Source organism: Roseobacter cerffii (assembly GCF_054226325.1).
This window is the reverse complement of the sequence record NZ_CM135757.1, coordinates 957,189-971,512: the sequence shown is the minus strand read 5'-3', so window position 1 is coordinate 971,512 and position 14,324 is coordinate 957,189. Positions and strand designations below refer to the sequence as shown.

Below are 14,324 nucleotides of genomic sequence, written 5' to 3'. Positions count from 1 at the left end.
CGTCGTTTCTCCCTAACTTGTGACCTTCCGTCCCCGTCCGTAGACCAGCAGCATGACGATGATCACGCTGCCGTAAATCACCTGCCGCCCGGATTCCGGCATCTGCATGATAGACAGAACCGAGTTCAGCAAAACGATCAGGATCACGCCAATCAGCGTGCCGAGATAGCGCCCACGCCCGCCCAGAATATGGGTGCCGCCGATCACCACGGCGGCGATGGCGGGCAGCAGATAGGCGTCACCCATGCCCTGGTAGGCCTTTGTCGAATAACCGGCGAGCAGCGTGCCGGAGAGGCCCGCGAGCATGCCGCAGAGGCAGAATGCGGTGACAATGACCAGCTTGGTGGGCACCCCGGCGAGATAGGCGGCGGCCTCCTTGTTACCGATCGCATAGATACTCTTGCCGACGGCGGTTCGTTGCAGGAGCAGCATGACGGCGATGGACACAACAGCCCAGACCATCAAGGCCACGGGGATGCCGAGGATCTTGCCGACAGCGAGATATTGCATCAGGTCGGTCGCGGCCGTCTGCGGAGCAAAGCCGCCGGTATGGGCCACCATCAGGCCGCGCATCACCGCGTTGACCCCAAGTGTGAAGATCATTGAGGGAATTCGCAGGTAGGCCACCCCGAGCCCGTTCACCAAACCCACCAGCAGCCCGACCCCGAGCCCGACGGGGATCGCCATAGGCCCACCGACGGTCGTGGCCATCATGGCACCCGCGGCAATCGTCCATGGGATCGACAGATCAATATGACCCAGCAGGATCACGAGCATCATACCCGCCGCGACAATCCCCAGAAACGCGCCCACCTGTAGTTGCTGCAGCAGGTACTCGGGCGACAGCAAGGTGGCCGTGCCTTGAGTGTAGATGGTGTAGACCGTGCCTACCGCGAGGATCACGAGGATAAAACCGGCGGACATGACAATCGGCTTGTCATCCTCGCCAAGTTTGAAGCGGCTCGGTCTGTGGTCTTGCGGCAGGGACGTCATCGGAAGAGCTCCAACGTGTTCTTGACCCGGAGGACCCGGAACGCCCCCAGGCTGACCGCGGCGAGCAGCACGACGCCCTCGAAGAGCGGCTGCATCAGGGGATCAATCTCGAAAATCCGGAAATTGAACGAAATCGTGCGCAGGATCAGTGCACCGAAAATCGACCCGATGGCCGTGCCGACGCCACCAAGAAGCGAGGTGCCGCCAATCACCACCGCCGCGATGGAATTCAGCGTATAGGCCCCTGCTTGCGGGATGTCGGCATTGCCGGAGGAAGTCTGCAGGGTTAGATACAGCCCCCCGATCCCCGCAAAGAAACCGCCAAGCGTGAAGGCGGCGATCTTAGCGCGGTCAATCGGCAGGCCGGACATATAGGCGGCCCCCTCGCCCGAGCCCACGGCATAAACGGTACGCCCCGTCACCGACCGCGAGAAGGGCAGCCAAACCAGGACGACCACCAGCACAAGCAGCACAAGCGGCACGGGGATCCACGCAATGGGTTGAAACCACGCCGCCTCGCCGTCCTGCGCAAAGCCATAAGTGGCCGCGATCTCGTAGAGATCATTGGTCGCGGCCCAGGACAGATCATCATCCACATTCCCACCAGGTGAGGGCCGCAGGAACAGGGCAAGCCCGAGGAAAATCGCCCCCGTGGCCAGTGTGGCGATGATCGGTTGAATGCGTCCGTAGACCACGATGCAGCCGTTCACGAAGCCGCAGGCTGCGCCGGCGGCCAGGCTGATTACCATCCCGAACGCCATTTGCATGGGGCTGCCATTGAGAAGGTGGCTGGCGATGGTGTTGACCAGCGTCATGATCGCCCCCACCGACAGATCGAGCCCCCCCATCAGCACCGGCACGGTCTGTGCCATGGCCACCATGGCCAGCGTGAAGACCTCGTTAGAGTTCTGGATGAGCACAGCCACCGAAAAGCCGCGCGGGTGGTTCATGTTGTAGAAAACATAGAACAGGATGAAGATCGCAATGGCAGTCAGCAACGCCGCGTTTTGCGACAGCCGAATTCTCAGATCGGTCATTCCGCTGCCTCATCCATCTTGAGCGCGGATGCGATGATATTGCGCTCGTTGATCTCGTCGCCTTTCAGCTCCCGCACGATCTCGCCGTCATACATCACAGCGACACGGTCGCAGCAGCCGATCAGCTCTTCGTAATCGGTAGAGTAGTAGATCACCGACGCGCCCGCTTCCGCGAGGTTGCGCAGCAGGCGGTAGATTTCCTGCTTGGTGCCCACGTCGATACCCCGAGTGGGATCATTCAACAGAATGATCTTGGGGTCGGTCATCAGCCATTTTGCGATCACCACCTTTTGCTGGTTGCCGCCTGATAGGGTCGACACCGGGTCGGCGCTAGACCCCACCTTGATCTGCATCCGCTGGATGCCATCTTCGACCGCCGCCGACAGCGCATCCGCATCGACGAATGGGCCCCGCGACAGGCGGCTCAACGAGGCAATCGTGAGGTTGTCGGCAATCGACATGGGCAGCATCAGGCCTTCGGTCTTGCGGTCTTCCGGGATCAGGGCCAGGTCAACGCCCGCCTTCTTGGCGTCTTGCGGCGAGCTGATGGTGACCTCTTTGCCTTGCACCGTGACTTTTCCGCTGGTGACCTTGAGCACGCCAAAAAGCCCCAAAAGCAGTTCTTTCTGCCCCTGCCCGTCCAGCCCGCCAAGACCCACGATTTCGCCAGCCCCCACGGAAAGGTCGATGGATTTCAGCTTGTCCTCCCAGGAATAATTCTCAAGCTGCAACATGGGCTTGGCTGCATCCGGAGGTGGGGGTTTCGGCGGGAAATGCGCCGTGATTTCGCGGCCGATCATCATCTGTACGATCTCTCCTTCGGACCGCGCGCCCTGTTGGAAGGTTTCGATGTGCCGCCCATTGCGGAACACCGAACACTTGTCGGCGATGGCTTCGATCTCGTGCATTCGGTGCGAGATCGTCAGGATCGAAATCCCGTCCTCCCGCAAGCGCCGCAGAATGTCGAAGACGGTGTCCACATCAGCGGCAGTCAGTGCGGAGGTCGCCTCATCCAGGATCAGGACACTGGGATCCTTGGCCAACGCTTTCGCAATCTCGACCATCTGCCTGCGCGACAAGGGCAAATCACGCACGCGCGACATCGGGTTGACGTCCTGGCACCCGATGCGCGCCAACAGCTCTTCGGCTCGACGGCGCTGGCTCTTCCGGTCGATCAGCCCGAAACGCCGCGGTGGGTCGGCGATGGAGATATTGTCCGCCACCGAAAGGTCGGACAAAAGCGAGAGCTCCTGGAAAATGCAGACAATCCCCTGCGCATTCGCTGCCGCAGGGTGTGAAAAACTGGTCGGCGTTCCATCGAGTCTGATTTCACCCTCGTCGGGCTGTACCACACCCGACATGATCTTGATCAGGGTCGATTTGCCCGCGCCATTCTCGCCAAGGACCGCATGGACCGAACCCAAGTCGCAGGAGAAATCAACCTTATCCAGCGCAGTCACCCCACCATAGCGTTTGGTGACGCCGGTCAGTTGGACGTGCGCTTGCGCAGGCTCACGGAGGGGTGTCGACATGAAAGTCCCGAAACACTCAAAGGAATAGATGTAGGGCGCCGGACCACGGGCCCGGCGCCGCGTTTCATGGTGCTATTCGAGGTTCTCAGCGTCGTTGGTCATGATCTCCCGGGCCGTGATGTTGACACCGCAGGCGGGAAATTCATTCACGGTAAAGAAGTTATCCGTGAGATCCGGCCAATAGTTCTTGCCCGCTTCAAGCTCATCATACCGTGTCGCTGGGATCGGAATGGAAATTAGCTGTGGCATCACCTGACCGTCGAGCGCCGCAAGCGCGGCCTTCATAGCCACCGACACCATCCCCGGCGATTGCCCAATGGAAATCGCCTTCAGCCCATTGTCAGCCTGCTCCGCCAAGATCTTGCGGAACCCGTTCTCCGCTTCTCCGGCCAACGGCACCATCGGGTGGCCCGCATCCAGCATGGCGCGCACGGCGCCGGTGGTGCCGCCCTGGACAACAACACCATCGAATTCACTGTGCACGGCGATGGCATCCGCCGTCACCTTTTGCGCGGTACCATCATCCCAATTGCCAACAACCTCGACGATATCCCAGTTGCCGCCCGAGGCATCCATCACCTCGTGGAAGCCGATGTTGCGGTCCCGATCGACCGAGTTGCCTGGCAGACCCCGCACCTCGAGAATCTTGCCTTCGGTCTTGTCGCCGAACTGTTCCAAGAGCCAGCGCCCGTACATCCGGCCCATCTCAAGCTGGTCCTTGTTGACCTGCATCACCTTGTCGGTGTCGAGCACGTTATCAAATGGAACAAGCACCACATCGTTGCGGTCCGCGAGGCGGATGACGCGGTCAAACCCCTCGGGCGAAACCGCAATGGTCACAATGGCGTCATAGCCCTGGTTGATGAAATCCTCGATCGCACCGAGTTGAGCCGCCACGTCCGTGCCGGTGGAGACAACTTTGAATTCTTCGATCTGAGCTGCAATCTCAGGCTGGGCCGCATAGGCTTTGGCAGTCTGGATCATCTGGATCCGCCAGGTGTTGCCGACAAAGCCGTTCACGATGGCGATCTTGTGCGGACCCTCCCGCTTGTCCCATTGGAAATAGCCGATTTGATCATCCCATGGCGCAAAGCACCCTGCGTCGAATCCGGGGCCGGAGACCTTGTTGGGGGCAGCGGCAGCTGCACCGGCCATCATCGCAAATGCCAGCGCCGACGGGGCGATCGCCCGCTTGAAATTGAACATTATGTTTCCTCCACTTGGTGTTGTTGGGCCTTATTCGCCCTTTATTATTTTCGTCGTTGAGCGCCGAAACTCGGCGTCTGATTAAATGATTTTGGACCGACGATAGCCGGTTTTGTTTTCTTTGCAAGGAATTGGCGCATCCCGATCAGGTCCGTCGCTCGACCGGCCGCGTTCAAGCCGCGAGGGGCAGGTCCGACTGCTCGGCACTGTGATGATGACTTCTCAAACGCGGAAACGACCCAAACGAAGCCGCCGGCTATCTCCAGATCAGAGGATCTTGCCCAATGGCTCGGAACACGGCTTTGAGCCACGTCACAAAGGGCCGCAGTGAGGACAAACCAGGGTTCCGTCTTGGCAAAATCGCGGGGTTATCTCCATTGGAGCGACGAAAGATGGCGCGGGGCGGAACCTCCAGACTTGGGTGCGCACTCAGGCAAACCGCCCGCGCGTCGGCTTTCATGTTTTGTAAAGAGTAGAAGCCGAAAGCGTTGGTTTTGTGTCTCTCACACCTATACCGTCGCGAGAGCAATTGGGCAGGCGTACATGCGGAAAGCTGTTGTTCTAGGTGGGTACGGTTTGATCGGTTCGGCATGTATGCAGGCCCTCAAGAACGCGGGGTTTGCGGTTACGGGCGTCGGAAGGTCCAGCCGGGCTGCACGTGCGACCATGCCGTCCGCCGACTGGGTGATCCGCGACATTCCGACCATCACGGTGGAAGAGTGGCGCGGCTTGCTGTCGGACGCGGATGTGGTCGTGAACGCCTCTGGCGCACTCCAAGATGGCGCAAAGGACGACTTGAAAGCCATCCACGTCACCGCCGTCGCTCAACTCGTCGAAGCAGCTGCAGAATTGCCTCTTCGCATTGTGCAGATTTCGGCGGCGGGCGTGGCCGAGGACGCGTCCACCGCATTCTTCCGCACCAAGGCGAGGGGCGATGCAATTCTCCGGTCCAGTGCGCGCGACTGGGTCATTCTGCGACCAACGCTCGTCTTGTCGCCAGAGGCATACGGAGGCACGGCGCTCTTGCGCGCAGCGGCCGCACTACCGCTGGTCGCCCCCCGGATCATGCCTGCTGCGCCAGTTCAGACGGTATATATCGGCGATGTTGCTGACGCGGTGGTTACCGCCGCACGGCGCGCGGTGCCCTCCGGCTTGATCGCAGATCTGACCGAACATGAGGCCCGCCCGTTCCCGGAGCTTGTTGAGAGCGTAAGGCGCTGGCAAGGCTGGCCGGACGCCGCATTTAGACCTGCCATCTCAGACATAGTTCTCATGGCAATGGCAAGAGGAGCGGACCTGCTCGGTCATCTCGGTTGGCGGTCACCGCTGCGCAGCACCGCGTTGACAACGCTGGGAGACGGCATTTCCGGGCATCCCGATCCGTGGGAGCAGGCGGGCGGGCGCCCGTGCCGCTCTCTTCCAGACACGCTCGCACTTCTGCCTGCGACAAGTCAGGAAAGGCTGTTCGCCCGTGCATATCTTGCGCTGCCCCTTGCCATCGCAACGCTGGCACTTTTCTGGTGCGTGTCCGGCCTGATCACACTGCTTGACCCCGCTCGAGCCATGGCAGTCCTGACGGATCGCAGCGCACCGGTTTGGGTGGCGAGTCCAACCGTGATCGGAGGGGCCATCGCCGACATCGTGCTGGGCCTCGCCATCCTGTGGCGGAACTGGACCAAACCCGCCGCACTTGGGATGCTGGGTCTCTCGGCGGTCTATCTGATTGGCGCCCTGATCGCGGCGCCAGACCTTTGGGCCGATCCGCTGGGTCCCATGGTAAAGGTGTTTCCGGGCATGGCGCTCGCCGCGATGGTCTGGCTGCTGATGGAGGACAGGTGAGCTACGAGTTTCTCCTCTTCCTCCATGTCATCGGCGCGACCGTCTTGTTGGGCACAGGGGCTGGCATCGCCTTTTTCATGATCCTGTCAAATCGCAGCGGTGACCCGCGGCTGATCGCGCATGTCTCCGGGATTGTTGTACTGGCTGATACCCTTTTCACCGCAACAGCGGCGATCGTGCAGCCCATCACCGGGTATCTGCTGGCGCGCGAGATGGGCTGGCCACTGCTGACCGGCTGGGTTGCGTGGTCACTCGCGCTTTACGTCTTCGTGGGCCTGTTCTGGTTGCCGGTGGTCTGGATGCAGATCAAGATGCGCGACCTCGCCATTGCATCGCGAGATGCAGGCCTTCCGCTGCCTGACAGCTACCATCGGCTCTATAGATGGTGGTTCGCTTTCGGATTTCCCTCCTTCGCCGCAGTCCTTGCAGTCGTCTGGCTGATGGTGACCAAGCCAACACTTTGAGCCCACGCGGATCGACAGGCAATCGACATGCCGGATCGCCATTGTGTTGGCTCCTTGAGACATCGTTGCTTGTCGGACCTGAAAGCAACACTTTATGGGCTCGGCTGACGGCTGAGGGCAGATGAAAGCCTACGTTGCACCCAGCTTTTCGAGGCAGTCCACCAATGCTGCGCAGTCGATAATGCCCGAGCCAAGCCGCCATTCGGCGGGCGTCGCGCGACCGGTTCCGCTTGTGTATCCCTCGCGGCGGGCGGTCTCCCGGATCTTGTCAATTAGCACTGCGGGCGAGGCGACATCGGGAGAAATTCGCTTGCGGACACCGGCCACAACGCCTGCAGCGACGGCGCAGGCGCCGGATGTACCTGTGAAGGCTGCATGCCGGTCGTCGTCCTCGCGAAACCAGCTCGGCGCGCACACATCCGGCTTGCGCGCCTCAAACCCAAGGTCAGGGGAGCGCAGGCCCTCCGGCTCCGGTCCTTGCGAGCTTTCACCGATCCACTGCCCGATGGCATCGACAGCGCCAACGGTCAGCACTGCGCCCAGCCCATTTGAGCCGATGATGCTCTGAAAGGGGCCCCGATCGGTGTGGCCACTGCGCAGGTCCGGCCAGAACAACCCGCTGTTTCCGGCCGAGAAGACAACGTCGACATCTTTCGAGACAAGATATTCAAACATCACAGACAGCGGATGCCGCCGGTCATCGGCATAGGTGCCGAGAAACCGATCATACTTCCGGTCCAGAAGACCCCAGGCACAGACAACGACCCAGGCTTCCTCTCGGCGCTGTCCAATCAGACCCGCCAGGTGCACGACAAGTTCAATGACGCGCGACGCGAAGAGGTCCGCGTTCTCGATGCGGTCGGGCAGGATGGGCGCGTCCACCAGTTGCACGTGCGGAGCAATTGACAGGACACTGCGCGCGACGGCATTTGCATGCCGCCTGCCCTCCTGAACATGAGGCTGTGTTTTCGAGCCGGTCAGATTGGGTATGGCCCCCACGCCCTTCGTGTAGCCTATTGTGCTGAGGTAGCCTTCATCCAATCCCCCATCAACGATAACGACATTGACTGGCCGATCACCGGAGGCGGCAAACGCGCGGATTGCATCAGCGGCAATCAGTGTTTCCGCCTGGAGCCGGCTATGAGGCGCGGGCACCGGCTGGACATTGCGCCGCCCCGCGTATTCAGCCAAGGCAATTGGTGCATCGACGCCCAACAGAAACTGACCACTCAGATCAAACCTGCTGCGCGTCTTGGCCTCTCCGCGGACAATGATCTGACCTTCATCAAAGGTCTGGAAGACGCTTCGGATTTCTTCGTCGGTGATGAATATCACCGCAAAATCGTCGGTGACCCGGGTCAATCTGCTTTCGTATTCCTTGGAGATATTGATCAGCGCGTCGACCTGTTCATCGACATCCGCAATCCCGCGCCAAATGAAGTACCTGTTTCGCTGGGACATGGCCAAGGCCTCGCAAAGGCAGTCAAACGTTAACTTTTGTCGAAATTATCTTTTCGATAGTGTAAGGATAACAGGCCATTGAATCAATCATAAGGCCCAGCAACACCCGTGGCCGCCCAACCAATGTTAACACAGGCCACCGATGCAGTGGCGTCGCGCCCCGCAAAGCGCCTCGCGGCGATCATGTTTGCGGATGCAGTCGATTTTACCGCGTTCACATCGCAAGACGAGGATCATGCCATCGCGGTTTTGCATGATTTTCTGACATCGACGGCGCACCCGTTGCTGGACAAGCTCGGGGCCGACACGCGCAAGGACCTCGGCGATGGGCTGTTGGCGACATTTGCGAGTGTCGAGACCGCGGTGCGCTGCGCCGAAAACCTGCAGGCGATGCTTGCCGCGGATCGTGCGGCGGACCGCCCGCGATGGAAAGGCCTGCGGTTTCGGATCGCAATTCATTTTTCGGATGTTCAATACGTAGGAGATGACGTGTTCGGAGAAGGGGTCAATCTGGCCAAGCGGCTGCAGGAAGCCGCGGCGACCGATGCCGTGATCCTGTCACACGCCGTCTGCGAAAACATCCGACCAACCCGCGCGACCGAAATAAGGGACCTGGGCTTTGTCGCCCTGAAGGGTTTTGACAGGCCGGTTCGCGCATATGACCTGATCTCCGGGCCCTCATCCTCCCTGCGCGTCTTGCGCGCGGAGGAGGAGATCCCCTCCATCGCGGTCCTGCCCTTCGAGAACCTTGGGGCGTCTGAGAGCGATACCTATTTCGCCGATGGCCTCGTGGAGGACATCATCGGGTCGTTGTCGGGGCTGCGCGAAATGGTGGTCATCGCGCGCGGCTCCACGCTTGGGTTCCGGGAACGCCACATCGACCCGTTGGACGCTCGGCGGGTTCTCGGTGTGCGCTACGTTCTTCAGGGCACGATCCGGCGCTGGCAGGGCGCAATTCGCCTGTCGGCAACGCTCAGTGACACCGAGACGGGTGGGACGATGTTCTCCACACGGTCTGACATTCGCGAAGACCAGCTCTTTCAGCAGCAGGACCGGATTGTCTCCGAAATCGTCACGAGTATCGCGCCGCAGGTGCGCCAAGCGGAGCTGATGCGGGCCATCCGCAAACCGCCTGAGGTCTTTTCCGCCTATGACTGCCTGTTGAAGGCGCTCGACCTGATGCGGCAACTGAAGCTGGAGCGCTATGAAGAGGCGCGCACCTTTCTGGACCAGGCCGTGGCGGATGATGGTAACTTTGCCGCCGCCTATTGCTGGCGCGCGGCGTGGTGGATCATGATGGTCGTGCAGGGTTGGGCCGAGGACAGGGAACTGGCCACCTCCGAGGCCGAGCAAGATGCAAAACGGGCGGTAAAGCTCGACGGATCCAATGCCCAGGCGCTGGCGATCCTGGCGCAAACCAAAGCGTTCATGCGCGGTGACCATGAAGGCGCCCTTGCGCTGATGGAACGCGCCCGCCGCGCGGGCCCCGGCAACACCTTTGTCATGATGATTTCTGCGGGGATGATGGCCTACGTCGGGCGGGGTCAAGACGCCGTCATGTATGCCGAGCAAGCACATCAGCTTGTTCCCCTTGATCAGATCCCGTTTCGCGAGTTCGATTGGCTTGCGCTGGCGCACTACTCTGCGGGCAACTATCAGCGTGCGATCTTCTGGGCCCGCCGTGCCCTCGATGAGCAAAAGGGGCACCTGCCGTCATTGCGCTTGCTGGCCGCGTCGCTTGCCGCGGACGGCAACATCACTGCTGCGCGGGATACCGCAGATATCCTGCTATCAGCCGCGCCTGATTTTCGACTGGGCGAATATGCGAAAGCGCACGCAACTTTCGCGGATGCAGCGCTTCAGGAGGGCTGGATCGAACATCTGCGCGCCGCCGGGATTCCGGACTGAAAACACTCTTTTTAGGGGGCTTCCACATGCACAATTCCAACAACTCGAATAACTCCAACAACTCAAACAATTCCAATAACTCGAATAATTCGAACAACTCCAACGCCTCGATGACGGGATCGTCGGGCAGCGCCGGTGGCGGGCGAACGCTTGGGATCACTGCGAATATCGACCGCGCGAATAATCCTGACGTCCCGGATGATCCAAGTCTCTGGTGGTGGCGCGGCCAATCCTGGCCGCATGTGGATCCGAACATCACCCATACCAAGGCCCCCGATCCGGCCCGGGCGCTGCGCCTGCACGAGTACTACAACCTCAACATCGGCGGCGTCTGGACAGACGCGCACTGGGGTCCGTTTCCCTACGCCCGCAGCCTCCTGCCCGAGTTTTCGCAGCACATTCAATCCTGGGCTTCTGCCGATGCGCCCCCTCAGTCACTTGGGTTTCCGGCCACCGAGGCTGGGCCTTTCGAGTTTGGCGCAGTCAGTGCGGCGGAAGCGCCGTTTGAGCCTCTGCCCGCCTGGCCCAGCACAGTCGCACAAGATCTATCCGTGCTCGAACAGGAATTGATCGAGCTGGTCGGCCTCATCGAGTACCGGCCCGGCGTTCTCGCCGAAGGTCTCGAACAGGCCATTTCCATCGACCAGTGTTTCAGCGGCATCATAACCTTCAACCGGATTACGCATCCGAACACCGCGAAACTCACAGCCTTCGCAATCGAGGCCGGGACGCATATCGCGATGCTCTTCAAGGCGTTCTACAACCGGCCGCGCCCCTCGCAACTGTGCCCGACGTTGCTGCCACCAATTGATCCGCCCGAACATGCCTCTTTCCCCAGTGGGCACGCGACGCAGGCGTGGTTGACTGCGCTCTTGCTGGATGCGGCGATGGGAGGCCAACTGCAACCCCAGCCCATTGCAGGCGTGACCTTCTCGGAGGACCGGACAAATCCGCTGTTCGACATGGCGCGCCGCATCGCCCGCAACCGTGAAATTCTCGGGCTGCACTATCCGTCTGACAGCGAAGCTGGCCGTCGGCTTGCACACGCCGCCTACGCGACGATCATCCGCGTGGAGACAGGCCGCATTCGAGATTTGATGACGGCCGCGCGGGCTGAATGGGGGAACGGCCCGCTGCCAGTCCCGGAAACGGCCTGGCCAGAACCAGAGGTCGAGGCAGATGCAGACGAGAAGTGCTAGGGCGCGGCTTTCGTTGTCCGGTGCCGAACAGCAATACTTTTGCCCTTGTGACCGTCGTCAGCGACCGCCGCTCGGCGGTGGAACCGAGAGGTCAGGGCGGTTTGCTTAGCTGACATAGCCTTGTTCAGCCTACGACTTCAGTTTCTTGACACCGGGCGTCTGCCTCGGCTTTCGGCCTTCTGACGCGCCGCGCCGCGGGCGTGCGCCCACCCAGCGCGTTCCTCAGGTCGCGCGTCAGTTCGGCGATGGTCGCGGCCTTTTCCTGACCAACGGCGTCTTCCACGACACGGTCCACCGCATCCCAAGCCGCACGGACATCTACGAGCAGTCGCGCGCCGCTTTCCGACAACCGCAGTATATTGCAACGCCGCTCGTCGGGATCCTGTCGCCGCTCGACAAACCCTGCTGCCAGCAGACGCATCGTCATCGTGCTCATGCTGGCAGCGGTAATGCTGCACTCCTCTGCCAGCTCCACCTGTGACGATGGCCCCATTCGGTCCAGCGCATCGAGAACCCGGGCCTGACTAGGCCCGAGGCCAAGCGGCAAAAGCTCGCGCCGCACCGCGTCTTCGACCAAAGCGGCGGAATGCAGCAGGAAGTGGAGGTTGGCTTCGTTGCGTTTCATTCAATTATTAGTAAGCTAACTAAGAATCAGACGCAAGCAGGACGCGCACCCATGGCATTCGTGAAAGCAGTCCACAAACTTGGCAAATCGGGTTTTATCCAATGCTGTCTGTCCATTGCCGTGGGCTTACCTGCGACGGCCTTCGCCAACGAAGGAGACGCCAAGCTGGAAGATATCGCGCGGTTTTTCGCGGAGGCGAGCGTTCTGGCGGGCCCAAGGGCGGTGGATTGCACGTTAAGCGGCGGGACAGAAACCACGTGTTTCGCCATTACCGTTACAGACGACCCCACCAGCTACACCCCCGGCCCTTGGTGCCCGCACAACATTAACGACGGCCCGGACAGCGGCGGCATCTGGTTGCACGACGGCGACGTTCACACTGTCGATGGTGCCTTCATAAAGGAGTTGGCCGAGTTTTACGGCGACACCAATTGGCAACTCTTTGATCCGGAAACCGGAGAGGTCCGTTTCACCGGCACGCTTGAGGCCTGCGAGGCCGCCGCGCGCCCGGACGTCGACCCGGACTATCAAAACCACTGCGTCGAATGCCTGCCGGAATACATGCCGGATGACGCCTCCGTCACCTATATCATCCCGCTTGATCCCGGCCCACCGACCGAAACGTTTCCAACACGGATGTCCGGATCGGGCGTCGCATACAACGGGGTGCGGCTGGACGGCCCGGCGCCTGTGGACGCCATTCTGGGCGCCTACACTATTGCGCCGTTCGATGATTGTGGAGGGCACGTCAACCTTCACGTCGGATACCACTATCACGCGGTCACCGATTGTCTGAACGACGCCCCCGTTGGGAGCTTGCCAAACCACGGTGCCCAGATCGGGATCGCGATGGATGGGTATCCGATTTACGCCCATCTGATGGCCGATGGATCGCACCCGACCACGCTCGACCGCTGCAATGGTCATATTGGAGAAGACGGCAGCTATCACTATCACGCGGGTGCCGCCGGCTCGAACGCAATCCTAGGCTGTCTGCGGGCCGAAACCGGCTGCACCTTGAATGATCCAGACGCCATCTGCGACGCCACCGCGCGCCGTCCGAGGCCCTAGCGCGAGAGACCTCGACACATGCAATATCATCAGATCTCACAGTAGCACCGACCGTTCAACACAAGGGAGACTTGCCATGACCCGCATGACCGCCAAAGACTTCGATCAGGAACTCCTTGATCTTTATGATTTCTACGCGCACGGAAAGATCACCAAGCGCGAATTCCTGGATCGCGCCGGCAAGTTTGCAGTGGGTGGTGTGACCGCTGCGGCGCTGCTCAACATGCTGAGCCCGAACTATGCCTTGGCCGAGCAAGTCTCGTTCAATGACCCCGATATCCATGCCGACTACATCATGTATCCCTCGCCAAATGGCACGGGTGACGTTCGGGGGTATCTGGTGCGTCCAGCCGAGGTTGAAGAACCGCTGCCCGCCGTGCTGGTCATCCACGAGAACCGCGGCCTCAACCCCTACATCGAAGACGTTGCGCGCCGCGTGGCCAAGGCAGGTTTCATGGCATTGGCACCCGATGGTCTGACGTCGGTGGGTGGGTATCCCGGCAATGACGCCGACGGGAGAGAGCTGCAGCGGACAGTTGATGGCGTCGCCTTGATGAATGACTTCTTCGCGGGGTTCGAACACCTGTTGACGCGGGACGACAGCACGGGCCGCGTCGGCGCTGTCGGCTTTTGCTATGGTGGCGGTGTGGTCGGTGCCATTGCAGTGGCCTATCCCGAACTTGCAGCAGGCGTTCCCTTCTACGGGCGGCAACCCGCAACGGAAGACGTGCCGAAGATCGCTGCCCCACTTCTGATCCAGATGGGTGAGCTGGACGAGCGGATCAACGCAGGCTGGCCGGATTTCGAAGCTGCCTTGCAAGCACATGACAAGGTGTATGAGGCCTATATCTACGAAGGCGCGAACCACGGTTTCCACAACGACAGCACACCGCGCTATGATGAGGCTATGGCCAACCTGGCGTGGGACCGGACGATCGGCTGGTTCAACACATACTTGCTGTAGCGACGTCTTCCCGTCGGCGGCGTGC

At 60.9% G+C, this 14,324-nt stretch carries 12 protein-coding genes; 6 read left to right on the top strand and 6 right to left on the bottom strand.

All coding sequences use genetic code 11. The annotated features are described in order from the left end of the window. Nucleotides 1-12: 12 nt before the first annotated feature. The 4 genes from ACVC7O_RS04785 to ACVC7O_RS04770 all read right to left on the bottom strand — a co-directional run bounded on the left by ACVC7O_RS04785 (nucleotide 13) and on the right by ACVC7O_RS04770 (nucleotide 4,768). The gene (locus tag ACVC7O_RS04785) at nucleotides 13-993 is read right to left on the bottom strand and encodes an ABC transporter permease (protein ID WP_458324945.1); all 981 of its coding nucleotides are present in this window, start codon (nucleotides 991-993) and stop codon (nucleotides 13-15) included. Continuing rightward, a complete protein-coding gene (locus tag ACVC7O_RS04780; protein WP_458324944.1) occupies nucleotides 990-2,030 on the bottom strand; it encodes an ABC transporter permease in 1,041 nt (346 codons plus the stop codon). Before ACVC7O_RS04780 ends, ACVC7O_RS04785 begins: the two co-directional genes overlap by 4 nt. Continuing rightward, nucleotides 2,027-3,562, bottom strand: coding sequence for a sugar ABC transporter ATP-binding protein (locus tag ACVC7O_RS04775; RefSeq protein ID WP_458324943.1), 1,536 nt, complete (start codon nucleotides 3,560-3,562; stop codon nucleotides 2,027-2,029). Before ACVC7O_RS04775 ends, ACVC7O_RS04780 begins: the two co-directional genes overlap by 4 nt. 72 nt (nucleotides 3,563-3,634) lie before the next feature. Beyond that, nucleotides 3,635-4,768 carry a sugar ABC transporter substrate-binding protein gene (locus tag ACVC7O_RS04770; protein WP_458324942.1) on the bottom strand — a complete coding sequence of 378 codons (1,134 nt, stop codon included), beginning with the start codon at nucleotides 4,766-4,768 and terminating at the stop codon, nucleotides 3,635-3,637. Between the two features lie 543 nt (nucleotides 4,769-5,311). Between ACVC7O_RS04770 and ACVC7O_RS04765 the strand changes: the two genes are divergently transcribed. Then, the gene (locus ACVC7O_RS04765) at nucleotides 5,312-6,607 is read left to right on the top strand and encodes an SDR family oxidoreductase (RefSeq protein ID WP_458324941.1); all 1,296 of its coding nucleotides are present in this window, start codon (nucleotides 5,312-5,314) and stop codon (nucleotides 6,605-6,607) included. Beyond that, the gene (locus ACVC7O_RS04760; RefSeq protein ID WP_458324940.1) at nucleotides 6,604-7,071 is read left to right on the top strand and encodes a DUF2269 family protein; all 468 of its coding nucleotides are present in this window, start codon (nucleotides 6,604-6,606) and stop codon (nucleotides 7,069-7,071) included. The genes ACVC7O_RS04765 and ACVC7O_RS04760 overlap by 4 nt, the downstream gene beginning before the upstream one ends. A gap of 129 nt (nucleotides 7,072-7,200) precedes the next feature. On the opposite strand, the gene ACVC7O_RS04755 is transcribed toward ACVC7O_RS04760, so the two are convergent. Then, on the bottom strand, nucleotides 7,201-8,532 hold the full coding sequence (locus ACVC7O_RS04755; RefSeq protein WP_458324939.1) for a S8 family serine peptidase: 1,332 nt from the start codon (nucleotides 8,530-8,532) through the stop codon (nucleotides 7,201-7,203). A gap of 123 nt (nucleotides 8,533-8,655) precedes the next feature. On the opposite strand from ACVC7O_RS04755, the gene ACVC7O_RS04750 reads away from it, so the two are divergent. Both ACVC7O_RS04750 and ACVC7O_RS04745 read left to right on the top strand, forming a co-directional pair. Continuing rightward, nucleotides 8,656-10,440: an adenylate/guanylate cyclase domain-containing protein gene (locus ACVC7O_RS04750; RefSeq protein ID WP_458324938.1), complete on the top strand. Its 1,785-nt coding sequence runs from the start codon at nucleotides 8,656-8,658 to the stop codon at nucleotides 10,438-10,440. A gap of 26 nt (nucleotides 10,441-10,466) precedes the next feature. Further along, entirely contained in the window at nucleotides 10,467-11,639 is a 1,173-nt protein-coding gene (locus tag ACVC7O_RS04745; RefSeq protein ID WP_458324937.1) for a phosphatase PAP2 family protein, read from the top strand. Nucleotides 11,640-11,763: 124 nt separating this feature from the next. Here the strand turns inward: ACVC7O_RS04745 and ACVC7O_RS04740 are convergent, their stop codons facing one another. Beyond that, nucleotides 11,764-12,264: a MarR family winged helix-turn-helix transcriptional regulator gene (locus ACVC7O_RS04740; RefSeq protein WP_458324936.1), complete on the bottom strand. Its 501-nt coding sequence runs from the start codon at nucleotides 12,262-12,264 to the stop codon at nucleotides 11,764-11,766. 51 nt (nucleotides 12,265-12,315) lie between these two features. Here ACVC7O_RS04740 and ACVC7O_RS04735 point away from each other — a divergent pair, with 51 nt between their 5' ends. Both ACVC7O_RS04735 and yghX read left to right on the top strand, forming a co-directional pair. Next, on the top strand, nucleotides 12,316-13,335 hold the full coding sequence (locus ACVC7O_RS04735; RefSeq protein ID WP_458324935.1) for a YHYH protein: 1,020 nt from the start codon (nucleotides 12,316-12,318) through the stop codon (nucleotides 13,333-13,335). Nucleotides 13,336-13,411: 76 nt separating this feature from the next. Next, nucleotides 13,412-14,299, top strand: a complete 888-nt coding sequence (gene yghX / locus ACVC7O_RS04730) for a YghX family hydrolase (protein ID WP_458324934.1) — start codon at nucleotides 13,412-13,414, stop codon at nucleotides 14,297-14,299. Nucleotides 14,300-14,324: the final 25 nt, after the last annotated feature.